We start from the raw sequence: 23,413 nt of genomic DNA on the forward strand, positions 1-23,413 counted from the left end.
CAATCAACCTTAAAAAACAACTTAACAAATCAATCCGTCGGCGCAACACTCGGTTCATATGGCTGGCCCACAAACAATAAAAGAGGTGCATATGGCAGGTTTTGATAAACGCGTAGCGTCCTATGAAGAGGCGCTGGCAGGCCTGGAAGATGGCATGACGGTACTTGCCGGTGGTTTTGGCCTGTGCGGCATCCCGGAAAACCTCATTGCCGAAATCAAGCGCAAAGGCACCCGCAACCTGACCGTGGTCTCCAACAACTGCGGCGTCGACGGCTTCGGCCTGGGCCTGCTGCTGGAAGGCAAGCAGATCAGCAAGGTCTTCGCGTCCTACGTCGGTGAAAACGCCCTGTTCGAGAAGCAACTGCTCAGCGGCGAAATCGAAGTGGTCCTGACGCCCCAAGGCACCCTCGCCGAAAAACTGCGCGCAGGCGGTGCCGGCATCCCGGCCTTCTTCACCGCCACCGGCGTCGGCACGCCAGTCGCTGAAGGCAAGGAAACCCGCGAGTTCAACGGTCGCCCGTACCTGATGGAAGAATCCATCACCGGCGACTTCGCCATCGTCAAAGGCTGGAAAGCCGACCACTTCGGCAATGTGATCTATCGCCATACCGCCCAGAACTTCAACCCGCTGGCCGCCACCGCCGGCAGGATCACCGTGGTCGAAGTCGAAGAAATCGTCGAACCGGGCGAGCTGGACCCGGCGCATATCCACACCCCAGGGATCTACGTCGACCGGATCATTTGCGGCACCTTCGAGAAGCGCATCGAACAGCGCACCCTCCGCAAATAATCCACCAGCCCAAATAATAAGGAGACAAAAAATGGCTCTTACCCGCGAACAAATGGCTCAACGCGTCGCCCGCGAAATGCAGGACGGTTTCTACGTCAACCTCGGCATCGGCATTCCGACCCTGGTGGCCAACTACATCCCAGAAGGCATGGAGGTCATGCTGCAGTCGGAAAACGGCCTGCTGGGCATGGGTCCGTTTCCTACTGAAGAAACCATCGATGCCGACATGATCAACGCCGGCAAACAGACCGTCACCGCGCGCATTGGCGCGTCGATCTTCTCCTCGGCCGAATCCTTCGCGATGATTCGCGGCGGCCATGTCGACCTGACCGTGCTCGGCGCGTTTGAGGTCGATGTACAAGGCAACATCGCCTCGTGGATGATCCCCGGCAAGCTGGTCAAGGGCATGGGCGGCGCGATGGACCTGGTGGCCGGTGCCGAGAACATCATCGTGATCATGACCCACGCGTCCAAGGACGGTGAATCCAAGTTGCTGAGCCAATGCAGCCTGCCGCTGACGGGTGCCAACTGCATCAAGCGCGTGCTGACGGACCTGGCCTACCTGGAAATCGAAAATGGCGCTTTTGTCCTCAAGGAACGCGCACCTGGCGTCAGTGTTGAAGAGATCGTCAGCAAGACAGCCGGTAAACTGATCGTCCCGGACCACGTTCCAGAAATGCACTTCCAGTGAGGACAGATTCCATGCAAGACGTCGTGATTGTTGCTGCCACCCGCACCGCCGTGGGCAGCTTCCAAGGTTCGCTGGCAAGCATCCCGGCCCCGGAGCTGGGGGCTGCGGTGATTCGTCGCCTGCTGGAGCAGACCGGCATCGACCCGGCACTCGTGGATGAAGTGATCCTTGGCCAGGTGCTCACCGCCGGCAGCGGCCAGAACCCGGCCCGCCAGGCCTCGATCCTCGCCGGCCTGCCCCACGCCGTGCCGGCGCTGACCCTGAACAAGGTCTGCGGCTCGGGGCTCAAGGCCCTGCACCTGGGCGCACAAGCGATCCGTTGCGGCGATGCCGAGGTAATCATCGCCGGCGGCATGGAGAACATGAGCCTGGCCCCGTACGTATTGCCGGCCGCCCGCACCGGCCTGCGCATGGGCCATGCGAAGATGATCGACAGCATGATCACCGACGGTCTGTGGGATGCGTTCAACGACTACCACATGGGCATCACCGCCGAGAACCTGGTGGACAAGTACGGCATCAGCCGTGAAGCCCAGGACGCCTTCGCCGCCGCCTCCCAGCAAAAAGCCACGGCGGCCATTGAAGCCGGGCGTTTCAGCGATGAGATCACGCCGATCCTGATTCCCCAGCGCAAGGGCGACCCGGTGGCCTTCGCCGTGGACGAACAGCCACGGGCGGGCACCACCGCCGAATCCCTGGCCAAGCTCAAGCCGGCCTTCAAGAAAGACGGCACCGTCACCGCCGGCAACGCATCCAGCCTCAACGACGGCGCGGCTGCCGTGCTGCTGATGAGCGCGGACAAAGCCAAGGCGCTCGGCTTGCCAGTGCTGGCCCGAATCGCCAGCTACGCCAACGCCGGCGTCGATCCCGCGATCATGGGCATTGGCCCGGTATCGGCCACCCGCCGCTGCCTGGACAAGGCCGGCTGGAGCCTGGGCGACCTGGACCTGATCGAAGCCAACGAAGCCTTTGCCGCGCAGTCACTGGCGGTGGGCAAAGAGCTGGAATGGGACGCGGCCAAGGTCAACGTCAACGGCGGCGCGATTGCCATCGGCCACCCGATTGGCGCGTCAGGCTGCCGTGTGCTGGTGACCCTGCTGCATGAAATGATCAAGCGTGACGCCAAGAAAGGCCTGGCCACCCTGTGCATCGGTGGCGGGCAAGGTGTAGCCCTGGCCCTTGAACGCAGCTGATTTCAAAGAGCAACATGGAAAAGGCCCGGTTCCACGAAAACCGGGCCTTTTCTTTATCGGTCAGTCCCGCGCCTGGGGCACCGCAAACACCGCATTTGCCCGCACCACCACCTTCTCCCCGACCTGCACGCTGACCGTGGCAAACGCCATCTGCCGCCCGCGCTTGTGATGCTCCAGACGCACCTCGACCCACTCCCCTACCTGCACCGCGCCGAGATAGTCCAGGGTCATGCTCGCCGTGATCAACGGCAGCGGCGGCTCGCTGGAAAACGCCATGGCGTAGCCCATGCCCACATCCGCCAGGGTGGCCAGCACGCCACCGTGCACGGTGCCGCGTCCGTTGGCGTGGCGGTTGTCGGCGCGCAGGCCGATTTCCAGCTGCAAGCCTTCACCTCGGCTATACACCGGGCCAAGCAGGTCCAGGAGTGGGCTGCTGCGACGCAGCGGGGTAAAGCCTTCGGGGATGGCATGGGCAGTCATGTCAGGTTCTTCCTTGGGGACAAGGCTGGAGGTGTATCCCACCGCAGCCATCCGGACCATCAACATCAGCCCGGTAAATCCCCGGTGATAAGCCTAACGCTTCATGCAGCGCTGATAACGCTCATCCACGCGCTTGGCAAACCAGGCCGTGGTGAGGTTGCGGGTGATCTTCGGGCTTTTCAGCACGATGCCCGGCAGGATCGCCCGCGGCACCGGTTTGCCGGCGGCCTTGTCGGCCAGGGCGAACACCCGCTGGTACAGGGTAGTGTCTTCAAAATCCAGGCGCTCGCCCTGCTCCAGCTGGCTGCGGATGCTCGGGTTGCGCATGTCCAGCGCCTTGCCCAGAGAGCGCACTGCCAGCTCCGTGGTGCCCGGCAGGAACGAGCCGTAGTTGATCAGGTCGCCATCCAACGCCAGATTGGCGCCCGAGACTCGGCTGACCGCTGCCTGGAATGCGGCGTTGCGGCTGGCGTACCAACCGGCATTGAAATCGGCGAAGCGGTACAGCATCTGGTCGTAGTGCACCGGGTAACCCAGCAAATGGGTGATACCAAAGTACATGCCGCCTCGGCGAGTAAACACTTCCCGGCGGATGCTGCCATCCACGGTGTAGGGATAATCCCGGGCCTGCTTCTGTGCGAAGTCGATGCTGACCTGCATCGGGCCTGCGGTATGCACCGGGTTGAAGCCGCCAAACAGCGTATTGCCCAAGGGCACGACACTGATGAAGTCGTCAAAGATTCCACTCAAATCCCGCTCGGTGCGCGCAGCGTTCAAGCGCTCGGCGTAGGACTTGCCGGTGGGCGAGCGCAGTTGCAGCGCCGTGCGCACCAGCACCGCCGGCACGTGGACTTTAGCGGCGCGGCGCAGGATTTCGTCCTGGGCGATCTTGCCCATGTTCGGTACCGGCGGGTCAACCTGATAGGTGGACTCCTGCTCGGTCACGGCCAATACCGCGCAGATGTTTTCCGTGCTGGGGTAGATTTTCTGCGTATTGAAGGCGGTGTAGATGTCCTGGGCCCAGCCGCCACGATCCGGCACGCTGGCCGGCATCAGCCGCACGATCTGCGCCTTTACCTCGGCTTCGCTGCGCTCCGGCAGTTGCTGGGTGCGCTGGCTGGAGCAGCCGGCCAGTACCAATAAGGTGGTAAGGCACAGGATGAGGCGAGATGAACGCATGGGGCTTCCTTGGGCGACAATGGGCCAGTCTTGGCAGATATCGACCGGTAAGTCTAACCGGGGTTCGCCGACCTGCCGCACTCGCCAAAAAAACCGCAACGTGAAAGGATCAGGCTCCCGTCGTTCCTACAAGGAGTTTGAATGCCATGCTTAGCCTGAACTTCCTGATCACCTGCCTGATCGTCGTGCTCATTCCCGGCACCGGCGTGATCTTCACCGTGTCCACCGGACTGACCGCCGGCAAGCGCGCCAGTGTGTTCGCCGCGCTGGGCTGCACCGCCGGGATCGTCCCGCACTTGTTGGCCTCCGTGCTTGGGCTGTCCGCCCTGCTGCATACCAGCGCCCTGGCGTTCGAAGCCCTCAAGTATGCCGGCGCCGCCTACTTGCTGTACCTCGCCTATGCCACCTGGCGGGACCGCTCGGCCTTTGCCATGAACGACGCACCGACGATTTCCAGCGCCCACAGCCTGATGGTGCGAGGCCTGTTGCTGAATATTCTGAACCCCAAGCTGACGATTTTCTTCCTGGCGTTCCTGCCGCAATTCGTCACCCCGGGCGCGGGCGCACCGGCCCTGCAAATGCTGTTGCTGAGCAGTGTATTCATGGCGATGACGTTTGCGGTGTTTGTGATTTATGGCCTGCTGGCCAATGTGTTCCGCCGCGCGGTGATCGAATCGCCACGTGTACAGAACTGGCTGCGCCGCAGTTTTGCAGCGGCGTTTGCGGGGTTGGGGCTGAACCTGGCATTTGCCCAGCGCTAAGTTGCAAGCAGCCGCGAACAGCCTTCTTGTGGCGAGGGAGCTTGCTCCCGCTGGACTGCGCAGCAGGCCCATTTTCAGGGCCGCTGCGCGCCCCAGCGGGAGCAGGCTCCCTCGCCACAGGTTACTTAGATCCCGGCGAGTGCCAGGTCCATCGCGAAGTAGGTGAAGATCAAGTCCGCACCGGCGCGCTTGATCGAGCCCAGGGTTTCCCGTACCACGCGGGCTTCGTCGATCGCGCCCGCCTGGGCGCCGAACTTGATCATCGCGTACTCGCCGCTGACCTGGTACGCCGCCACCGGCAAACGCGAGGCTTCGCGGATGTCGCGGATGATGTCCAGGTACGCGCCGGCCGGCTTGACCATCAGCGCGTCCGCGCCTTCCTGCTCATCCAGCAACGATTCGCGCACCGCTTCGCGGCGGTTCATCGGGTTCATCTGGTAGCTCTTGCGATCGCCCTTCAGCGCGCTGCCGCCGGCTTCGCGGAACGGGCCGTAGAGCGCCGAGGCGAACTTGGTGGAATAGGCCATGATCGGGATATGGCTGAAGCCTGCTTCATCCAGGGCCCGGCGAATGGCCTGGACCTGCCCGTCCATCGCGGCAGACGGCGCGATCACATCGGCACCGGCACGGGCGGCGGCCACAGCTTGCTTGCCAAGGTTGACCAGGGTGCGGTCGTTGTCGACTTCGGCGCCGTGCATCACGCCGCAATGGCCGTGGTCGGTGTACTCGCAGAAGCATGTGTCGGACATCACGATCATTTCCGGCACCGCATCCTTGATGATCGAGGACATGCGCGACACCAGGCCACGCTCTTGCCAGGTGTCACTGCCCGAGGCGTCCAGGTGGTGGGACACGCCGAAGGTCATCACCGACTTGATCCCGGCTTTCGCATAGCGCTCGATCTCACCCGCCAGCTTCGACTCGGGAATGCGCTGCACCCCGGGCATGCTGGTGATCGGCACGAAGTCGTCGATTTCTTCTTCAACGAAGATCGGCAGCACCAGGTCATTGAGGGTGAATTCGCTTTCCTGGAACAGGCCACGCAACTCCGGGGAGCGGCGCAGGCGGCGTGGACGGGCTTCGGGGAACTGGCTGGACATTGATGCTCCTGAAAAAAGGCAGGCCAAAAATCTTTGGGGCGAAAGCTTATGCCTCGTGCACCGCAGAGCACAAACGCCAAGTGCGGAACAGTTTATTGCAGGCTTGGTAACAATTGCATTGATCTAGAGCTGTAGACGGCCTTCAATGCAAACGGCAACCGCGCCGCCGATCCATATTTTCTCGCCGCTGTGTTCAACGCGGATTCGCCCGGCGCGGCCCATGGCGGTGCCCTGGCTGACCACATAGCGGCTGGGCGCCAAACCCTCGCCCAGCAACCACTGGGCGACACCGGCGTTCAGGCTGCCGGTGGCCGGATCTTCCGGAGCGCCGTCGCCGGCAATAAAGGCCCGCACCTCAAACTGCGCCTCATCGCCATCCCGCTCGGGGTTCCACGGGGCGATCACGCCCACGGCCAAGCCCTGCAACTGCGAATAGTCCGGCCGCAGTGCCAGTACCTGCTCGCGATCCGCCAGCATCACCGCCAGCCAGCCCGCGCCGTTATCCACCCACTGGCTGCGCAAAATCGCACCGGGCTCAAGGTCCAGGGCCCGACGCACGCGCTCGACCAATTCAGCTTCCAGCGGGCCGGAACGCAGCAACGGTGGCGCGATAAACGCCAGTTCATCGCCCTGGCGGCGGATGCGCACCAGGCCGATCTCACACTCCTGGATGATCTCCTCCCCAGCGGGTTGGCCACCGGCCAGCAACCAGGCATGGCAACTGCCCAGGGTCGGATGGCCGGCAAACGGCAACTCCTTGAGGGTCGTGAAGATCCTTACGCGGTAGTCCGCTCGTGGATCACGGGGCTTGAGCAGGAAGGTGGTTTCGCTGAGGTTGGTCCAGTTGGCGAAATCCGCCATCTGCTGGTCGCTCAGGCTGTCGGCGCCCAGCACCACGGCCAACGGGTTGCCCTTGACGGCCACACTGCTGAAAACGTCCAGTTGTTTGAAGTCGAAAGAAGCCATGCCGGTCCTTATGCTGGGATGTTCAAGCCACGGATCACCGCCGGCCGGGCGACGAACCCGTCCAGGGCCCGCAGTACGTTCGGGAAGTCGGTAATACCCACCAGGTCGCCAGACTCATAGAAGCCGATCAGGTTGCGAACCCACGGGAAGGTGGCGATATCGGCGATGCTGTACTCGTCACCCATGATCCAGGTGCGGCCCAACAGGCGCTTTTCCAGCACCTCCAGCAAGCGGCGCGACTCGGCGACGTAGCGATCGCGCGGGCGCTTGTCTTCATAGGCCGCGCCGGCGAATTTGTTGAAGAACCCCACCTGGCCGAACATCGGTCCGATACCGGCCATCTGGAACATCAGCCACTGGATCGTCTCGTAACGCATCGCCGGGTCTTCGGGAAGCAATTCACCGCTCTTCTCGGCGAGGTAGATCAGGATCGCGCCCGACTCGAACAGCCCCAGCGCCTGGCCGCTCGGGCCATTGGGGTCGATGATCGCCGGAATCTTGTTGTTGGGGTTCAGCGACAGGAACTCGCTGGAAAGCTGGTCCTGGGTCTCGAAACTGACCTTGTGCGCCTCGTAGGGCAGGCCGATTTCCTCGAGCATGATCGACACCTTGACCCCGTTGGGCGTGGGCAACGAATACAGCTGCAGACGCTCGGGATGCCGGGCCGGCCATTTGGCGGTGATGGGGAAGTCTGAAAGTGAGTTCATCATGGGACTCCTGATAAAAGTAGGAGAGTAGTGGTTCAGTGCCTATCGTGCATCCGTCTTAATTCAGCAACATCGGCGGGTTAATCTCCTGCATACGGCAAGGATGCCGCCCCATCTCCCCCGCGAAACGAACCAAACTGCCTTGGGGAACTCTTAAAGAGCGCCCGATGGCTGGGCTTGCTTGCCCTGAATCCCTGCACCGAGACTTAGAACCATCATGACCTACAAGCCTCTGTGCCTTGCGAAACGCTTCAAACGCTACTCTTACATCCTGCTGCCGGTATTGCTGGTGAGCGCCGCGGTCGGCCTTAGCCTGGAATCGCGGGTCAGCCGCGCCCAGCCGGTCGACGGCGTGCAAACCCTGGTGTTCCTGCGCCATGGCGAGAAACCTGCCGGGGGCCTCGGCCAACTCAACTGCCAGGGGCTTAACCGTGCGATGAACCTGGCCACCGTGCTGCCGGAAAAATTCGGCAAGGCCAACTACGTGTTCGCACCCAACCCGACCCGCAATGTCGAGGAAGGCGAGAAAGACAACTCCTACAGCTACATCCGCCCGTTGATGACCATCAGCCCCAGCGCGATCAAGCTCGGGTTGCCGGTCAACATCAAGTTCTCGGCCAATGACACCAGCGCCCTCGCTGACGAACTGGTGGAAGACAAATACCACAACGCCGTCATCTACACTGCCTGGTCCCATGGGTATCTGCCGGACTTGATCAACAAGGTGGCAAGCGAGGCCGTCGGTGAAAAACATGTGATTACCGACGATTGGTCCGGCAGCGATTTCGATAGCTTGTATGTGTTGACCCTGACCTGGCACAACGGCAAGGCCTCGCTGCTCAGCCGCAACTACAAGCAAGGCCTGGATAATGGCCAGCAGACTTGCCCGGACGCAACGCAAGTCAGCGCCGATATCTGACCGCCCCTGAAGACCCGTGGCGAGGGAGCTTGCTCCCGCTGGGCTGCGAAGCGGCCCCAAAATTCTGGGAGCGCTTCGCACTCCAGCGGGAGCAAGCTCCCTCGCCACGGCAAGCTCCCTCGCCACAGTGCTTCGGAGGCGGCCTTGTACAGCGTATGATGTTGCGCTATTGACTCACCTGCGGATCATCTACATGTCCAACCTCTCCTCCACCCAGCCTGCCCGGGGCTGGTCCTTCTGGTGGAAACCAGCGTTGTTCCTGCTGGTGGCCTGCGTCGGCCTCTACTACGTGAAATGGTCGCCCTACTACGCCAAGGCGTTTATCGCGGCAGACAACCACAGCATCGGCGCCTCGATTCTCAACGACCAGCAAAGCGCGCCACTGGCCGCGGCGCTGGCCTATGCCCAGGTGTATTTCCTGGCGATCTGGAAGGCTGCGGTGCTGGCGGTCATTCTCGGCTCATTGCTGCAGGTGCTGATCCCACGGGACTGGCTGCTGCGCCTGTTTGGCCGTGCCGGGCTGGGATCTACCCTGCGTGGCGGGCTGTTCGCCCTGCCGGGGATGATGTGCAGTTGCTGCGCCGCTCCGGTGGCGGCCGGTATGCGTCGGCAGAAAGTCTCGGTCGGCGCGGCGCTGGCGTTCTGGATTGCCAACCCGGTGCTGAACCCGGCGACACTGGTGTTCATGGGCTTTGTGCTGGGCTGGGGCTTTACCGCGCTGCGGTTGGTGGCCGGGATCGTGCTGGTGGTGGGTGTTTCGCTGGTGGCGCAACGCATCGCGCGGCCGGAGCAGGTACCGGAAGCCGCGCTCGACGCCGTGGCCCAGGCCAGCCATGCCGAAACCGAACCGTTCCTGACCCGCTGGCTGCGCACCCTGTGGCAGCTGTTCTGGAGCACGATTCCGGTGTACATCCTGGCGGTGCTGATCCTTGGCGCGGCGCGGGTCTGGCTGTTTCCCCACGTTGACGGCGCCATGGCCAACAGCCTGGTGTGGCTGGTGCCTCTGGCGATTGTCGGCACGTTGTTCGTGATCCCGACCGCCGCCGAAATTCCGATTGTGCAGACCATGATGACCCTCGGCATGGGTACCGGCCCGGCCGTGGCGTTGCTGATGACCCTGCCGAGCGTGAGCCTGCCGTCGCTGCTGATGCTGCGCAAGGATTTCGATGCGCGGGTGCTGGTGACTGTGGCCGGCTTGACCATGCTGATGGGGGTGGTGTGTGGGCTGATCGGGGCGTTTATCCTGTAGTGATTGGGTGAGTTTGAGGGCCTCTTCGCGAGCAAGCCCGCTCCCACATTCGACCGCGTTTATCCTGTAGGAGTGCGGTCGAATGTGGGAGCGGGCTTGCTCGCGAAGGGGCCGGCGAACTCAATCAATTACTTACGCCGAGCGAGCCTGTCCCGGAAATACTCCACCACCGCCGCTTGCTCTCCCGCAAACTCGATGCGTGCGCCTTTGCTTTCCCGCTGGAACGCATACATCGGGTCGTAGTACTCACGCAACAGCCCTTCAATCCAGCCGCGGTGCAAATCCACCGCGCCGCTGCTGGCTTGTTCTGCCAATGCTTCCTGCATGATCGCGTGCAACCGCGCAAACCGCTCGCCGCCCAGGCGCTTGTGGATATTGGCCAGGCTCTGGGTCAGGCGCTCGGCAAACAGTTCCTGGCCAGTGTCGCCAAACACCGCGACAAACTCGGCGCAGAGGTCCACCACATAATCCTTCAGGATGCGCTCCACGCGGCCTTCAACGCTGTCTTCCAGCCATACCATGGGAAAGCCCTGCATGCCCTTGTGCAAGGGCAACGGCAGCGCGCAGCTGCCGATCATGCGGCTCTCATCCTCGACCACAAACTGCTCGATACCGGCGGCGCGCTTTTTCAGCAGGTCCACCGCCAGGCGGTTTTCGAAGTCGATGTTGGAAGGTTGCGCCGTGGCGCGTTTGCCGAAGCTGGAACCGCGATGGTTGGCGTGGCCTTCCAGGTCGAGGGCGTTGTTCAACTGGCCGAGCACTTCGGTCTTGCCGGTACCGGTCATGCCACCCAACAGTACGAAGTCGCATTGCGCGGTGGCGCTTTCAACCGTGTCGAGCAGGAAAGTCCGCATGGCCTTGTAGCCACCGCCCACTCGCGGATAGTCGATACCCGCCTCGGTTTTCAACCATTGCTGGGCAATCTGCGAACGCATCCCGCCGCGAAAGCAGTACAGCAGACCATCCGGATTGGCCTGGGCAAAACGCGCCCAGTGTTCGATACGTTCGGCCTTGATCGCCCCGGACACCAGTTCGTGCCCGAGAACAATGGCCGCCTGCTGGCCTTGCTGCTTGTAACAGGTGCCCACCCGTTCGCGCTCGTCGTCGGTCATCAACGGCAGGTTGACCACCCCGGGAAACGCGCCCTTGATGAACTCGATCGGCGCGCGGGTATCCATCATCGGCCGGTCGTTGAGAAAGATGTCGCGGTAATCGGTGATGTCGATGGGCATCAGAACACCTCTACCGCGTTGGTCTGTCGCTCAACCAGTTCGCCGATCGGCTCAAGGTTCAGGCCCAGCTCCGCCGCCACGGCGAGGAATTCGGCATTGCCTTCGGGGGTGACCGCCACCAGCAGCCCGCCGCTGGTTTGCGGGTCGCACAGCACGCGCTTGTGCAGTTCGTTCAGGCGCCCCAGCTTGCTGGCGTAGCTGTCGAAATTGCGCAAGGTACCGCCGGGGACGCAGCCCTGTTCCAGGTAGTACTCAACCCCGGGCAGGCGTGGGACTTTTTCGTATTCGATGCGGGCAGTTAATTGGCTGCCGTCAGCCATTTCCACCAGGTGGCCCAACAGGCCGAAACCGGTGACGTCGGTCATGGCCGTGACACCGGCCAGCTTGCCAAAACGGCTGCCGGGTTTGTTGAGGGTACACATCCAGTCACGGGCCAGGCCCACGTCGGCCTCGCGCAGCTTGCCCTTCTTCTCGGCCGTGGTGAGGATGCCGATGCCCAGGGGTTTGGTCAGGTACAGCTGGCAACCGGCGGTGGCGGTGTCGTTGCGCTTCATGTGGCGCTTTTCCACCAGCCCGGTGACGGCCAGGCCGAAGATCGGCTCGGGGGCGTCGATGGAGTGGCCGCCGGCCAGGGGAATCCCGGCAGCGTCACACACGGAACGGCCGCCGCGAATCACTTCCCGGGCAATCTCCGGAGCCAGCACGTTGACCGGCCAGCCGAGAATCGCGATGGCCATCAACGGATCGCCGCCCATCGCATAGATATCGCTGATGGCATTGGTGGCGGCAATGCGGCCGAAGTCGAAGGGGTCATCGACGATCGGCATGAAAAAGTCGGTGGTGGACACCACGCCGCGCTCCTCGTCGATGGCGTACACCGCCGCGTCATCGCGCGAAGCGTTGCCTACCCAGAGCTTGGGGTCGAGGTTCTGTGCGCCACTGCCGGCGAGGATCACTTCCAGTACCTGAGGTGAGATCTTGCAACCGCAACCAGCACCGTGGCTGTATTGGGTCAGGCGAATCGGCTCGTTCATGGGTATCCCTCAAGGCGTCAAGTGGGCGGATTCTAGCAGACAGCAAAAGGCCGACTGCATGCAGTCGGCCTTTATGTTCAGCCCTTAGTGTTTGGCAGCAAGCCGTTTATGCCGGTTGCGTCGCATCATGTTCAGGCATTCGATAGCCGCCGAGAACGCCATGGCCGCATACACATAGCCTTTTGGCACATGGGCGCCGAAACCTTCGGCGATCAGCGTCATACCGATCATGATGAGGAAGCCCAGGGCCAACATCACAATGGTCGGGTTGTCGTTGATGAACTTGGCCAGCGGCTCGGCCGCCACCAGCATCACGATCACCGAGACCACCACGGCAATGATCATGATCGGCAAGTGCTCGGTCATGCCCACGGCGGTGATGATGCTGTCGATGGAAAACACCATGTCCAGCAGCAGGATCTGGCCAATTGCCGAGGCGAAGCCCAGGGTCACGCTCGGCGCGCCGGTGTCCACATGCTCCTTCTCGGGGTCCATGCTGTGATGGATCTCGGTGGTAGCCTTCCACACCAGGAACAGGCCACCGGCGATCAGGATCATGTCTTTCCAGGAGAACGACTGCCCCAGGATGTCGATGACCGGCTCGGTCAGCTGCACGATAAAGGCGATGGTGCTCAACAGGCCCAGACGCAGGATCAATGCCATGCTGATGCCGATGCGGCGGGCCTTGGCCCGGTGCTTCACCGGCAACTTGTTGGTGAGAATCGAGATAAAGATCAGGTTATCGATCCCCAGCACGATCTCCATGACGATCAGGGTGGCCAGTGCGATCCACGCGGTCGGGCTGGCGGCCAGTTGTAAAAGGTATTCCATAGGTCATTCCTGGTGTTGTGTGCGGGTATCAGGTTTCTTGGGAGGTGGACTCAGGCTTGCTGTCTTCCTGTTCCGGCTTGTCCGGCTTGCCTTGCGGCGGTGCGATCAAGCCCTTGGTCGCGTCACTCAACGCCTGCTCGGCGGCCTGGTGGGTGTCGTCAATCACTTGCTTGGCCGACTCAGTGGCCTTGCCCAGCAGTTGTTGCGCGCTTTTTTCCGCTTGGTCACAGCCACTGAGCATGACTAATGAAAGCCCAAGTAACGCCGTTGCGCCCAGGGAATTGAGTTTCATGATGCGTTCCTCGTTAGAACCGTCGGGTCCAAGTAGTGGCCCCTCGATAGCGACGCATTCTATGCAGGGGAACACTTCAGGAAAATTCGTATTTTTTTCGTTTATACTTCGGTTTTAACGAAGTATTGGCCGCCATGCTTAATTACCGACAACTGCACTACTTCTGGGTCGTCGCCAAGACCGGCAGCATCGTGCGCGCCTGCGAGCAACTGAACCTCACGCCGCAGACCATCAGCGGGCAGATCAGCCTGCTGGAACAGACCTTTGGCGTGGCATTGTTCCAGAAGGTCGGGCGCCAGCTGGAGCTGACCGAAGCCGGGCGCCAGGCGCTGCCCTATGCCGAGCAGATGTTCCAGCTGGGCAATGAGCTTGAAGCGATGTTGCGTACCCAGCCCAATGAGCAGCAGATCCTGTTCCGGGTTGGCGTCGCGGATGTGGTGCCCAAGTCCATCGTCTATCGGCTGATTGCGCCAACCATGGAGTTGAGCGAGCCGATCCGCATCACCTGCCGTGAAGACAAACTCGAACGCTTGCTGGCGGACCTGGCGATCCAGCGCCTGGACCTGGTGATCTCCGACAGCCCGATGCCGCCGCACCTGGACATCAAGGGCTACAGCCAGAAGCTGGGGGAATGCGGCATCAGTTTCTTCGCAACCCAGGCATTGGCTGACCAGCATCGCGGCGATTTCCCACAATGCCTGCAGGGTGCGCCGCTGTTGATTCCGGGGGCGGAGACGGTGGTGCGCAGCCGTTTGCTGCGCTGGTTTGCCGAGCAGCAGATCCAGCCTCGGATTGTCGGGGAATTTGACGACAGCGCGTTGATGCAGGCCTTTGGCCAATCCGGCAGCGGGATTTTCATCGCGCCGAGCGTGATTGCCGACGAGGTGGAACGCCAGTATGGCGTGGCGCTGATCGGCCAGACGGATGCGGTGACCGAATCGTTTTATGCAATCTCGGTGGAGCGCAAGGTCAAGCACCCCGGCATCGTGGCGATTACCGAAGGTGCCAGACGGGAGCTGTTCACTTCCCTGCCCTGAAGGCTCAGGCGCAGACGGCGCGGGTCTTGGCGGTCATCAGCCACAGCGCCAGCAGGATCGACAACAGGATAAAGCCCGCCGCGGCAAACCCGAGGCTGCCCAGGCCCAGGGTGTCGATCACATGCCCGCCCACCAGCGCCCCCAGGCCAATCCCCAGGTTGGCCCCGGCAATGTTCAACGAGGCGGCAAACGCCGGCGCATGGGGTGCGGCCTTCATCAGTCGCACATGGCTGACCAGAAACAATGCCGCCTGGGTCACGCCCCATACCGCCATCGCCGCCGCCAACCCGATCGTGGAATGGATGGCGGGCACCAGCGCCACCATGCCGGCGATCATGAAACCGCAGAACACCATCGACGCAATCAGCGGATGACGGTCGACCATGCGCCCGCCCAAAGAGTTACCGATCAGGCCGACCGCGCCAAAGCCCATGAGGCACCAGCCCACTACCGTGCCGTCAAAACCCGCCAGGCGTTCGAGAATGTCTGCCAGGTAGGTGTAGGCGGTGAACATCCCGCTGAACACCAGGATCGACAGCAGGATATGGCCCTGCATCAGCGGGCTGCGCAAGATCTTGAACTGCGAGCGCAGGCTGACCTGGTCGTGCTTTGCCCGGGTCTTCGGCAGGTAGATAAACAGCAGCAGGGCCTTGGCGAACGCCACCACCGCGAGAATGCCAAAGGCGGTGCGCCAGCCGAACATATCGGAAATCAGCGTGCCCACCGGGATCCCGAAGACCGTGGCACACACGATGCCGAAGCCGATTTTTTCAATCGCGCGGCCTGCGAAGTCCGGCCCCACAATGTCCACCGCTGTCTCGCTGGCTAGGGCCCAGAACACCGGCAATCCCAAGGCAGGAATCAGGCGCGCCAGGGACATGACCCAGATATTCGACGCGATCGCCGCCAGGGTGTTGGCCAGGCCGAACATGATCAGGATCGTGATAAACAGCCGCTTGCGCTCGAACCGGGCGAAATATGCGGTGAGGAACGGGCCAAACGCCGCCACGGTGAAGGCGAACAACGTCACCAGCAACCCGGCCTGGGACACGCTTACATCGAGGTCCCGGGCGATGGAAGGCAACAGGCCGACGATGATGAACTCTGTGGTCAGCACGGTAAAACCGGCTGCCGACAACAGCAGGATCGGAAACAGCATTAAAAACTCCAGAAAACAGCGACATCAACGACAGCCCGGAGGGCCCGCTGATAGAGAAGAAATAAGAGGATGGGCAATGTTAACAGAATGTGTCCCATCGTGGTGACGGAACGCCGCACCCGGATTAGACGTTTCCTACAGATGTTAGACTTCGCCCCTGCCAGATTCATGCTGCCTAGCTGCATCTATTAAAAAAACCAGAGACAACCTTTTTATGACTGCTGCCCCTTCCCTCTTTCAGCGCCTGATGTCTATCAGCCTGGTCACCCAAATTGTCATCGGCCTGATCGCCGGTATCCTGTTGGCCCTGCTGTTGCCCGACGTCGCACAAGCCACCGGGTTTATTGGCAAGGTCTTTGTCTCGGCGCTCAAGGCCGTCGCGCCCATCCTGGTATTTGTGCTGGTGATGGCCTCGATTGCCAGCCACAAGCACGGCCAGGAAACCCATATCCGCCCGATCCTGTTCCTGTACCTGCTGGGCACGTTCGCTGCCGCCGTGGTCGCGGTGATCGCCAGCACGCTGTTCCCCTCCTCGCTGGTGCTGGCCACCCACGATGTGGCCGTCAGCCCTCCCGGCGGTATCGGTGATGTGTTGCAAAGCCTGTTGCTGAGCGTGGTGGACAACCCGGTCAACGCGCTGATGAACGCCAATTTCATCGGTATCCTGGCGTGGGCCATCGGCATGGGCATCGCCATTCGCCATGCCAGCGACACCACCCGCACCGTGCTGGGGGACCTGTCCAACGGCGTCACGCTGATCGTGCGCATGGTGATCCGCTTCGCGCCCCTGGGGATTTTCGGCCTGGTGGCCTCGACCCTCGCCACGTCCGGCTTCGGCGCCCTGCTGGGCTACGCACACCTGCTTTTGGTGTTGATCGGCTGCATGCTGTTCGTCGCGCTGGTGATCAACCCGGCCATCGTGTTCTGGAAGCTGCGCCGCAACCCTTACCCGCTGGTGCTGATGTGCCTGCGGGAAAGCGGGATCACCGCGTTTTTCACCCGCAGTTCGGCGGCCAACATTCCGGTCAACCTGGCGTTGAGCAAGCGCCTGGGCCTGCATGAAGACACCTACTCGGTGTCGATCCCGCTGGGCGCCACCATCAATATGGCCGGCGCTGCCATCACCATCACCGTGCTGACCCTGGCCGCCGTGCACACCCTGGGCATTGCCGTGGACATCCCCACCGCCGTGCTGCTCAGCGTGGTCGCGGCGGTGTGTGCCTGCGGCGCGTCGGGGGTTGCCGGGGGCTCGCTGCTGTTGATCCCGCTGGCGTGCAGCCTGTTCGGCATTCCCAGCGAAATCGCCATGCAGGTGGTGGCCGTGGGCTTCATCATCGGCGTGTTGCAGGACTCGGCGGAGACCGCACTGAACTCGTCCACCGACGTGTTGTTCACCGCTGCCGCGTGCCTGGGCAAGGAAGAACAAGCCGCGTAGACCTTGCGCGCACAAAAAAGCCCGGGGCGGTTCGTGAATGAACCGCCCCGGGCTTTTTATTACAAGGCTTAGAACGCGCCCATGTAGTCGCGCTTGCCCACTTCCACGCCGTTGTGACGCAGCAAGGCGTAAGCGGTGGTGACGTGGAAGAAGAACTGCGGCAGGCCGTAGCTCAGCAGGTACGACTGGCCGCTGAAGCGCTTCTCTTTCGGGGTGCCAGGGCGAGTGATGATCTCGATGCCTTCTTTACCGTCGACCTGGGCCGGGGTGATGGTGTCGATAAACGCCAGGACCTTGGCGATCAGCGCTTGCAGGTCGGCGAAGGTGACTTCTGTATCGTCGTATTTCGGAACTTCGATTTCAGCCAGGCGGGCAGAAACGCCTTTGGCGAAGTCGACGGCGATCTGCACCTGACGCACCAGCGGGAACATGTCCGGGTACAGGCGTGCCTGCAGGAAGGCGTTCGGGTCGATGTTCTTGGCGGTGGCGTGGGCCTCGGCCTTGTTCAGCACATCGCTCAGGGCGTTGAGCATTTGCTTGAAGACCGGGAGGGAAGCGGCGTACAGGGAAATAGTCATGACAGTCTCGACAGTTGTGGCAGGGTTTGAAACAGCCGCGATTATAGACATGCCGGCCACCGGCGCCGCTTGTCTTTTATTTTTTCAGGATTAGGCTAGTGAGCTCACTGCATTAGGGAAAGCGCGATGACCACCGAGCACGACACCACTTCCGAAGAGCCGCGCCTGAACAGCACGGAAATCCGCATCCTGGGCTGCCTGATCGAAAAACAGGCCACCAGCCCCGAAACCTACCCGTTGACCCTCAACGCGCTGGTGATCGCCTGTAACCAGAAAACCAGCCGCGAACCGGTGATGAACCTCAGCCAGGGCCAGGTTGGCCAGAGCCTGCGGGCCCTGGAAGGCCGCGGGTTTACCCGGCTGGTGATGGGCAGCCGCGCCGACCGCTGGGAGCATCGGGTGGACAAGGCGCTGGAGCTGGTGCCGGCCCAGGTGATTCTCAGCGGGTTGCTGTTCCTGCGGGGGCCGCAGACGGTCAACGAACTGCTGACCCGCAGCGGGCGCATGCATGACTTTGAAGACGCCGAGCAGGTGGTGCATCAACTGGAACGCCTGATTGCCCGTGGGCTGGCGTTGTTGGTGCCGCGTCAGTCGGGGCAGCGGGAAGATCGGTACATGCACGCCCTGGGCGACCCGGCGGACATTGAAGCGATCCTGGCGGCACGTGGGAATCCGGTGGAGCGTGGTGCGGGAAGTGGGGTTTCCCTGGAGCGTATCGAAGAGCTGGAAGCGCGGATTGCGGCGCTGGAAGAGCGCCTTTCGCGGCTCGAATAATGTTTGTGGTGAGTGGGCTTCTGTGGTGATGGAGCTCGCTGTGGTGATGGAGCTTTTGTGGCGAGGGAGCTTGCTGTGGCGAGGGAGCTTGCTCCCGCTGGAGTGCGTAGCGCTCCCATTTTCTTGGGGCTGCTGCGCAACCCAGCGGGAGCAAGCTCCCTCGCCACAAAAGCTCACCCTCCACAGCAAGCTCACTCTCCACACCGCCAGCGGTGATGCTCAGCTCCGGGCAAATGCCACCGCCGCCTGAAACTGTTCATCCGTCGGCCGCACGCCGGTGTACAGCACGAACTGCTCCAACGCCTGGATGGCGATCACTTCCAAACCGGTGATCACTCGTTTGCCCTGGGCCCGTCCACGCAGGATCAGTGGGGTTTCCGAGGGAATCGCCACCACATCGAAGACCGTCTCGGCCGCATCAACCGCGTCAGCTTCAAACGCCAACTGATCCGCTTCCGCCCCTCCGGTCATGCCAATCGGCGTCACGTTGACCAGCATCTGCGGGCGCAAGGCACCCAACTGCGCCTGCCACTCATACCCCAGGCTCTGGGCCAGCGCCCGGCCCGCTTCTTCATTGCGCGCCACGATCACGCCCTTGGCGTAGCCGCCATCGCGCAAGGCACTGGCCACCGCCTTGGCCATGCCGCCGCTGCCGCGCAGGGCGAAGGTCGAGTCCTTGGGCACCTGGTGCTTGTGCAGCAGTTGCTCGATGGCAATGTAATCGGTGTTGTAGGCCTTCAAATGCCCGTCGGTGTTGACGATGGTATTGATTGACGCAATGGCCCGCGCCGAATCGTCCAGCTCATCCACCAGGGCAATACAGGCTTCCTTGAACGGCATCGACACGCCACAACCCCGAATGCCCAAGGCCCGAATGCCACCGACGGCGCCCGGCAGGTCCTGGCTACTGAAGGCCTTGTAGTAGAAATTCAACCCCAACTGCTCATACAGGTGGTTATGAAAGCGCAGGCCAAAGTTCCCGGGGCGCGCCGACAGTGACATGCACAGTTGGGTGTCCTTGTTGGGGTTCATCTGCATCGGTAACTCCTTGAAGCCATTCCAGAGGCGGTTTCGGATAGACGGAATACCCGCGCCGGCGGGTTGTCATGGATCATACGCACTGTGCCCGGCCACTTGTGTAAGCCAACCGATACAGACCTTACACAACCTTTACCTATCGGCTGTGCTGTTTTTTAGAAATACGCTGTCTTAAAAGTATCCCCGCGACAATCCTTGAGTCGATTGATTGCAGACCATGAGCGCAGGGGCTAACCGAGGAATGACCATGATTCGTAAACTCCCCAAGATCGCCTTGCTGATCGGCGCACTCGCTATGGCAGGACAGGCCTCCGCCCACGGTGGTGGTTGGGGTGCTCCGCTCGCACTGGGAGCCGTTGTTGGTGCAGTGGTAGGCGGCTCGATCGTCGCCAGTCAATCGCGGCCGGTCTACGTGCAACAACCGGTGTATGTCCAGCCGCAGCCGGTGTATGCCGCTCCGCCGCCGGTCTACTACGCACCGCCACCGCCTGTGTATGTGCAACAACAGGTTTATTATCGCCCGGCGCCGGTCTACTACGGCCCACCGCGCGGCTACTACGGCCCTCCACACGGCTATTACGGTCGCGGCTGGTAAGCCTCAACTGATACACCTGAACAGGCTCCGCCCTAAAAGCGGGGCCTTTTTTTGGCCTGCAGGTCTGAATAAATCTCGCCAAGGTCGTTATAAGGACAATGGCTGTGGCCAAATCCCACATCATTGATCTCAATAGGCGCTTGCCCGAACGGGGCCTGCGCTGTCATGTTTGTGTCTCAAAAGGCTTCCACTATCAACACTGTCCGACCAATAACAACAAGGACGATTGCCCATGCCCACGCAAAACCCACATCGCACCGCCGGCCTCTGCACCTCGAGCAAGGTCTATAGCGTACTGACGGAGCTCAAGGCCCTGGAAGGCCATCGCAACGCCAAGTTCCTGTCCTTGCTGACGGAAAACCTGGTGCGCAAGGGCCTGCTCAGTGAACAGGAAGTGGTGCATATGCTCGACCAGGTGGTCGACTGACTGAGGGTCGCTCGATAACAGTGATGTCGACTATCGAGCAGGTTGATTTTCCCTGAAGGCCCGCGCACCGTAATGTCACCTCCATAGCGTATCGGAGGTCATCATGCCCACTATTCAAATCATGTCTGTCATCGGCAGTGCCGTTCCCGCCTCTCTCCGGGAGCTGGGTCTACTCGCCTGCTGGTACCTGGTACGCGATGGCGAAGCCATCAGCGGCCCACTCACTTCACTACCGGCCGCCCAGGCCCTGTCGGTCAAAATGGCGCATTGCTTTCATGCCTAAGGCAGTTGCACCCGCGGTTTGGTTTCCACAAACAGCGCCCAGCTGGACATGAACAACGCAGCAATCAGTGGCCCGATGACAAAGCCGTTCAAGCCAAAGATCGACAGGCCGCCCAAGGTTGAGATAAGGATCAGGTAATCCGGCATGCGGGTGTCCTTGCCCACCAGGATGGGCCTTAGCACATTGTCCACCAGCCCGATCACAAATACCCCGAACAACCCGAGCACCACGCCCTGCCAGATCGACCCGCTCAGCAGGAAGTACGCCGCCACCGGCCCCCACACGATCCCCGCGCCCACCGCCGGCAGCAGCGACAGAAACGCCATCAACACCGCCCAGAGCAACGCGCTGGGAATGTCCAGGAACCAGAAGATCAAACCACCCAACGCGCCTTGCGTGACTGCTACCAGCACGTTGCCTTTCACCGTGGCACGCACCACCCGGTTGAACTTCAATTGCAGGCGACGCTTCTGCGGTTCGGCCAGCGGCACCGCCGTGCGCACCTTGCGTACCAGCTCGGGGCCATCGCGCAGCAGGAAGTACAGCAAGTACAGCATGATGAAAAAACTCACCAGGAAATCAAACGTGCCCTGGCCGAAGCTGAACGCCTGGGTCGCAAAAAACTGGCTGCCTTGCATCGCACTCTTGACGATCTTCTCCCGCAGGCCTTCCAGGTTGCCCATGCCGAAGCGGTCCAGCAGATGCTGGAAATACGGTGGCAGGAAGTTCTTGAACTGCTCGATATACCCGGCAACGTCGAGCTTGCCGCTCTCGACGTTCTTGTAAAGCGTCGCGCCCTCCTGCACCAGCAAGGCACTGGTGATGATCACCGGCAGAATCGCGATTATCAGGCACACCGTCAGGGTTGCCAGGGATGTGAGGTTGCGGTTCCAGCCAAAACGTTGCTGGAAGCGCCGTTGCATCGGCGCAAAGATGATCCCCAGGATCACCGCCCAGAACACCGCGCCGTAGAACGGCAGCAAAATCCAGATAAACGCGATGGTCACCAGGGCGAGCAGTAACAGCAGGGTTTTGAATTGCAGGTTGGTTTGGTTCATGTCCGGTCCATGTCTAAAACACCAGGCGCTCATGTGCGCCTTGATGTTTAGTCCACTGCAAATCCCGCGAGTGCCCTACTTATTAGACCTGGATCAATAAACTGCGCACCCGGCCCGGCTACCCTGCCGCCCTTTTGCGACCCGAACCCATGCCTCCCGTTATCGCCCCCGAACTGCTCGCCCCCGCCGGCACCCTGAAAAACATGCGTTATGCCTTTGCCTACGGTGCCGATGCCGTCTACGCCGGGCAACCGCGCTACAGCCTGCGGGTGCGCAATAACGAGTTCGACCACGCCAACCTCGCCCTCGGCATCCAGGAAGCCCAGGCCCAGGGCAAGCGGTTCTATGTGGTGGTCAACATAGCGCCTCACAACGCCAAGCTGAAAACCTTCCTCAAGGACCTTGCCCCGGTGATCGCCATGGGCCCGGATGCGCTGATCATGTCCGACCCGGGCCTGATCATGCTGGTGCGCCGGCACTTCCCGCACATGCCGATCCACCTGTCGGTGCAGGCCAATACGGTGAACTGGGCCAGCGTCGAATTCTGGCAGGCGCAGGGCATCTGCCGGATCATCCTGTCGCGGGAGTTGTCGCTGGAGGAAATCGACGAGATTCGCCAGCAAGTCCCCGCCATGGAGCTGGAAGTGTTTGTGCACGGTGCGCTGTGCATGGCCTATTCCGGGCGCTGCCTGCTGTCGGGCTACATGAACAAGCGGGATGCCAACCAGGGCACCTGCACCAACGCCTGCCGCTGGAAATACCAGGCGACGCCGGCGGTGGAAAACGCGGTCGGCGACATCGTGCAGCACTATGCGCCCGAGCCGACCCTGGGCCTCGGTGCGCCCACCGACCAGGTGTTCCTGCTGCAGGAGGCCAATCGCCCCGACGAACAGATGCCCGCCTTCGAAGATGAACACGGCACCTACATCATGAACGCCAAGGACCTGCGGGCGGTGCAGCACGTCGAGCGGCTGACGCGCATGGGCGTGCATTCGCTGAAGATCGAAGGCCGCACCAAATCCCACTTTTACTGCGCCCGCACCACCCAGGTATATCGCCAGGCGATTGATGACGCGGTGGCCGGGCGCGACTTTGACCGGGGCTTGATGACCAACCTCGAATCCCTGGCCCAGCGCGGCTACACCGAGGGTTTCCTGCGCCGGCACGTGCACGATGAGTATCAGAACTATCAGAACGGCAGCTCGGTGTCCGAACGCCAGCAGTTCGTCGGCGAACTGACCGGTGAACGGCGCGGCGAACTGGCCGAGGTCAAGGTCAAGAACCGTTTTGCCGTGGGCAATCACCTGGAACTGATGACCCCGGCGGGGAATTTCCACTTTGACCTGGGCTCATTGCACAACGCCAAGGGCGAGGCCATCGCGGTGGCGCCGGGCGACGGGCATACGGTGTATTTGCCGATCCCGGCGGAGATGGACCTGCGTTTCGGCCTTTTGATGCGCGACGTTTAACTTCGCCAGACACCTCAATGAGTGTGAGACAGCTTGCTGTGGTGAGGGAGCTTGCTCCCTCACCACAGCACTCTCCTTCACCACCGCAAGCTCCTCACCACAAAAAGCAGGGCGTACGCGCACTAGGTTCATTTGC

At 61.8% G+C, this 23,413-nt stretch carries 26 protein-coding genes; 13 read left to right on the forward strand and 13 right to left on the reverse strand.

What is annotated here, in order from left to right:
* Positions 1-91 precede the first annotated feature (91 nt).
* From V6607_RS19735 to V6607_RS19745, 3 genes are read left to right on the forward strand one after another with little or no spacing between them, the layout of a single operon-like run.
* Positions 92-790, forward strand: a complete 699-nt coding sequence (locus V6607_RS19735) for a CoA transferase subunit A (protein WP_008435892.1) — start codon at positions 92-94, stop codon at positions 788-790.
* A gap of 31 nt (positions 791-821) precedes the next feature.
* Positions 822-1,481: a CoA transferase subunit B gene (locus V6607_RS19740; RefSeq protein ID WP_003211625.1), complete on the forward strand. Its 660-nt coding sequence runs from the start codon at positions 822-824 to the stop codon at positions 1,479-1,481.
* Between the two features lie 11 nt (positions 1,482-1,492).
* Positions 1,493-2,674: an acetyl-CoA C-acetyltransferase gene (locus tag V6607_RS19745; protein WP_003211627.1), complete on the forward strand. Its 1,182-nt coding sequence runs from the start codon at positions 1,493-1,495 to the stop codon at positions 2,672-2,674.
* A 60-nt stretch (positions 2,675-2,734) separates the two neighbouring features.
* Here the strand turns inward: V6607_RS19745 and V6607_RS19750 are convergent, their stop codons facing one another.
* Positions 2,735-3,154 carry a PaaI family thioesterase gene (locus tag V6607_RS19750; RefSeq protein ID WP_003211628.1) on the reverse strand — a complete coding sequence of 140 codons (420 nt, stop codon included), beginning with the start codon at positions 3,152-3,154 and terminating at the stop codon, positions 2,735-2,737.
* Positions 3,155-3,247: 93 nt separating this feature from the next.
* Positions 3,248-4,333 carry a DUF1615 domain-containing protein gene (locus V6607_RS19755; protein ID WP_087694096.1) on the reverse strand — a complete coding sequence of 362 codons (1,086 nt, stop codon included), beginning with the start codon at positions 4,331-4,333 and terminating at the stop codon, positions 3,248-3,250.
* 146 nt (positions 4,334-4,479) lie between these two features.
* Here V6607_RS19755 and V6607_RS19760 point away from each other — a divergent pair, with 146 nt between their 5' ends.
* The gene (locus V6607_RS19760) at positions 4,480-5,094 is read left to right on the forward strand and encodes a LysE family translocator (RefSeq protein ID WP_102369383.1); all 615 of its coding nucleotides are present in this window, start codon (positions 4,480-4,482) and stop codon (positions 5,092-5,094) included.
* Between the two features lie 125 nt (positions 5,095-5,219).
* Here the strand turns inward: V6607_RS19760 and hemB are convergent, their stop codons facing one another.
* From hemB to V6607_RS19775, 3 genes are all read right to left on the reverse strand, one after another.
* Positions 5,220-6,194, reverse strand: coding sequence for a porphobilinogen synthase (gene hemB / locus V6607_RS19765; protein ID WP_003211635.1), 975 nt, complete (start codon positions 6,192-6,194; stop codon positions 5,220-5,222).
* Positions 6,195-6,317: 123 nt separating this feature from the next.
* Positions 6,318-7,160: a PhzF family phenazine biosynthesis protein gene (locus V6607_RS19770; protein WP_134326893.1), complete on the reverse strand. Its 843-nt coding sequence runs from the start codon at positions 7,158-7,160 to the stop codon at positions 6,318-6,320.
* Between the two features lie 8 nt (positions 7,161-7,168).
* The gene (locus tag V6607_RS19775; RefSeq protein ID WP_008435902.1) at positions 7,169-7,867 is read right to left on the reverse strand and encodes a glutathione S-transferase N-terminal domain-containing protein; all 699 of its coding nucleotides are present in this window, start codon (positions 7,865-7,867) and stop codon (positions 7,169-7,171) included.
* A gap of 217 nt (positions 7,868-8,084) precedes the next feature.
* Here V6607_RS19775 and V6607_RS19780 point away from each other — a divergent pair, with 217 nt between their 5' ends.
* Positions 8,085-8,786, forward strand: coding sequence for a hypothetical protein (locus V6607_RS19780; RefSeq protein ID WP_008435916.1), 702 nt, complete (start codon positions 8,085-8,087; stop codon positions 8,784-8,786).
* A gap of 193 nt (positions 8,787-8,979) precedes the next feature.
* On the forward strand, positions 8,980-10,035 hold the full coding sequence (locus V6607_RS19785; protein WP_003211251.1) for a permease: 1,056 nt from the start codon (positions 8,980-8,982) through the stop codon (positions 10,033-10,035).
* 128 nt (positions 10,036-10,163) lie between these two features.
* Here the strand turns inward: V6607_RS19785 and mnmH are convergent, their stop codons facing one another.
* The 4 genes from mnmH to V6607_RS19805 form a co-directional block, all read right to left on the reverse strand.
* A complete protein-coding gene (mnmH, locus tag V6607_RS19790; protein WP_003211249.1) occupies positions 10,164-11,267 on the reverse strand; it encodes a tRNA 2-selenouridine(34) synthase MnmH in 1,104 nt (367 codons plus the stop codon).
* A complete protein-coding gene (selD, locus tag V6607_RS19795; RefSeq protein WP_003211248.1) occupies positions 11,267-12,301 on the reverse strand; it encodes a selenide, water dikinase SelD in 1,035 nt (344 codons plus the stop codon). The genes mnmH and selD overlap by 1 nt, the downstream gene beginning before the upstream one ends.
* Before the next feature lie 84 nt (positions 12,302-12,385).
* The gene (locus tag V6607_RS19800) at positions 12,386-13,132 is read right to left on the reverse strand and encodes a TerC family protein (protein ID WP_003211245.1); all 747 of its coding nucleotides are present in this window, start codon (positions 13,130-13,132) and stop codon (positions 12,386-12,388) included.
* Positions 13,133-13,160: 28 nt separating this feature from the next.
* Complete coding sequence (locus V6607_RS19805; RefSeq protein WP_023658942.1) at positions 13,161-13,424, reverse strand: hypothetical protein; 264 nt, start codon at positions 13,422-13,424, stop codon at positions 13,161-13,163.
* Positions 13,425-13,558: 134 nt separating this feature from the next.
* Here V6607_RS19805 and nhaR point away from each other — a divergent pair, with 134 nt between their 5' ends.
* On the forward strand, positions 13,559-14,461 hold the full coding sequence (gene nhaR / locus V6607_RS19810) for a transcriptional activator NhaR (protein ID WP_003211241.1): 903 nt from the start codon (positions 13,559-13,561) through the stop codon (positions 14,459-14,461).
* Positions 14,462-14,465: 4 nt separating this feature from the next.
* On the opposite strand, the gene V6607_RS19815 is transcribed toward nhaR, so the two are convergent.
* Complete coding sequence (locus V6607_RS19815; protein ID WP_134326894.1) at positions 14,466-15,620, reverse strand: MFS transporter; 1,155 nt, start codon at positions 15,618-15,620, stop codon at positions 14,466-14,468.
* A gap of 214 nt (positions 15,621-15,834) precedes the next feature.
* Between V6607_RS19815 and sstT the strand changes: the two genes are divergently transcribed.
* A complete protein-coding gene (gene sstT / locus V6607_RS19820) occupies positions 15,835-17,055 on the forward strand; it encodes a serine/threonine transporter SstT (protein WP_087694103.1) in 1,221 nt (406 codons plus the stop codon).
* 68 nt (positions 17,056-17,123) lie between these two features.
* Here the strand turns inward: sstT and V6607_RS19825 are convergent, their stop codons facing one another.
* Positions 17,124-17,633: a DUF1993 domain-containing protein gene (locus V6607_RS19825; RefSeq protein ID WP_003211233.1), complete on the reverse strand. Its 510-nt coding sequence runs from the start codon at positions 17,631-17,633 to the stop codon at positions 17,124-17,126.
* Positions 17,634-17,759: 126 nt separating this feature from the next.
* On the opposite strand from V6607_RS19825, the gene V6607_RS19830 reads away from it, so the two are divergent.
* The gene (locus V6607_RS19830; RefSeq protein WP_003211232.1) at positions 17,760-18,407 is read left to right on the forward strand and encodes a DUF480 domain-containing protein; all 648 of its coding nucleotides are present in this window, start codon (positions 17,760-17,762) and stop codon (positions 18,405-18,407) included.
* A gap of 219 nt (positions 18,408-18,626) precedes the next feature.
* Here V6607_RS19830 and V6607_RS19835 read toward each other — a convergent pair whose 3' ends face one another.
* A complete protein-coding gene (locus tag V6607_RS19835) occupies positions 18,627-19,445 on the reverse strand; it encodes a shikimate 5-dehydrogenase (protein WP_003211230.1) in 819 nt (272 codons plus the stop codon).
* Positions 19,446-19,686: 241 nt separating this feature from the next.
* On the opposite strand from V6607_RS19835, the gene V6607_RS19840 reads away from it, so the two are divergent.
* The 3 genes from V6607_RS19840 (at position 19,687) to V6607_RS19850 (ending at position 20,750) form a co-directional block, all read left to right on the forward strand.
* Positions 19,687-20,040 (forward strand): hypothetical protein, encoded by a 354-nt coding sequence (locus tag V6607_RS19840; RefSeq protein WP_008435927.1) that lies wholly within the window; start codon positions 19,687-19,689, stop codon positions 20,038-20,040.
* A 232-nt stretch (positions 20,041-20,272) separates the two neighbouring features.
* Positions 20,273-20,467, forward strand: a complete 195-nt coding sequence (locus tag V6607_RS19845; protein ID WP_003211226.1) for a hypothetical protein — start codon at positions 20,273-20,275, stop codon at positions 20,465-20,467.
* A gap of 103 nt (positions 20,468-20,570) precedes the next feature.
* A complete protein-coding gene (locus V6607_RS19850) occupies positions 20,571-20,750 on the forward strand; it encodes a hypothetical protein (RefSeq protein ID WP_003211225.1) in 180 nt (59 codons plus the stop codon).
* Here V6607_RS19850 and V6607_RS19855 read toward each other — a convergent pair.
* Positions 20,747-21,808 (reverse strand): AI-2E family transporter, encoded by a 1,062-nt coding sequence (locus tag V6607_RS19855; protein ID WP_003211223.1) that lies wholly within the window; start codon positions 21,806-21,808, stop codon positions 20,747-20,749. The two genes, V6607_RS19850 and V6607_RS19855, sit on opposite strands and share 4 nt — an antisense overlap.
* 149 nt (positions 21,809-21,957) lie before the next feature.
* Here V6607_RS19855 and yegQ point away from each other — a divergent pair, with 149 nt between their 5' ends.
* The gene (gene yegQ, locus V6607_RS19860; RefSeq protein WP_023658943.1) at positions 21,958-23,277 is read left to right on the forward strand and encodes a tRNA 5-hydroxyuridine modification protein YegQ; all 1,320 of its coding nucleotides are present in this window, start codon (positions 21,958-21,960) and stop codon (positions 23,275-23,277) included.
* The last annotated feature ends 136 nt before the right edge of the window (positions 23,278-23,413 follow it).

The organism is Pseudomonas sp. KK18 (assembly GCF_037094675.1).
Taxonomy (GTDB): domain Bacteria; phylum Pseudomonadota; class Gammaproteobacteria; order Pseudomonadales; family Pseudomonadaceae; genus Aquipseudomonas.